This window comes from Salinispora cortesiana (assembly GCF_000484695.1).
GTDB classification, from domain to species: Bacteria; Actinomycetota; Actinomycetes; order Mycobacteriales; family Micromonosporaceae; genus Micromonospora; species Micromonospora cortesiana.
Genome location: NZ_AXVR01000199.1, coordinates 1 through 1066, shown reverse-complemented (window position 1 = coordinate 1066; position 1066 = coordinate 1). Strand labels below are relative to the sequence as shown.

The 1066-nt window shown below is 71.2% G+C and carries 2 protein-coding genes; both read left to right on the top strand.

All coding sequences use genetic code 11. The features are described from left to right. The coding region (locus tag K228_RS30565) for an aromatic-ring hydroxylase C-terminal domain-containing protein (RefSeq protein WP_425414545.1) at positions 1 to 102 on the top strand (102 nt) is incomplete at its 5' end. Continuing rightward, on the top strand, positions 99 to 1066 hold a 968-nt coding region (locus tag K228_RS0125190), incomplete at its 3' end, for an FAD-dependent monooxygenase (RefSeq protein WP_025620823.1). The genes K228_RS30565 and K228_RS0125190, both read left to right, overlap by 4 nt.

Below are 1066 nucleotides of genomic sequence, written 5' to 3'. Positions count from 1 at the left end.
CCCGACGGCTACCTCGCCTGGACCGCACCCGGCAGCACCCACGACCTCACCCACGCCCTCACCCGCTGGTTCGGCACCCCCCAGAACGGAACAGCCCGATGAGCCGGGACGTGATCGTGGTCGGCGCCGGCCCGGTGGGCCTCATGCTCGCCGGTGAACTGCGGCTCAGCGGGGTCGATGTGGCGATCTACGAGCGGCTGTCAGCGCGACCGACCGAGTCCCGCGGCGCCAGCTTCACCCGACGTACCGCCGAGTGCTTCGAGCAACGCGGGCTGCTGGGCCGGCTGGGCCCGACCGAGCCCGCAGAGAGTCACTTCGGGGGGGTACCGATCGACCTCGGCCGGTTGCCGGAGGACCACGCCGGCGCCCGAGGCATCTCCCAGTATCGGACGGAACGGATGCTGGAAGGCTGGGTGACCGAACTGGGGGTACCGGTGTTCCGCGGCCACGAGGTCACCGGCTTCGAGGAGGGGCCCGACCGTGTCGTCGTCACCGTCGACGGGCCCGCCGGCTCCGGCAGGGAGGCCGCCCGTTTTCTGGTCGGCTGCGACGGCGGGCGCAGCACCGTCCGCACGCTGGCCGGGATCGACTTCACCGGCTCGGAGCCCACCCGCGGGTTCTACACCGCCGATGTCACCGGAATCGACACCCGGCGCCGACGGATCGGCGAGAACCTGCCCGACGGCAGCATGGTCATGGCGATGGATCTGGAGAACGGTGTCACCCGGGTCGTCGTGCACGAGCGGGGTATGCCGCCGAGAGACCGGAACGCGTTGCGCTACCAGGAGCTCGCCGACTCCTGGCAGCGACTCACCGGCGAGTCCATACATCACGGAAACTGCCGCTGGATCAGCTGCTTCACCGACGCGTCCCGGGTCAGCTCCGAGTACCGACGCGGTCGGATCTTCCTGGCCGGCGACGCCACGCACGTACAGCCCCCGGCGATGGCGCAGGGACTGAGCGTGGGCGTCCAGGACGCGGTGAACCTGGGCTGGAAGCTGGCGGCGGCGGTGCACGGCTGGGCGCCGCCCGACCTGCTCGACACCTACCACACCGAACGCCACCC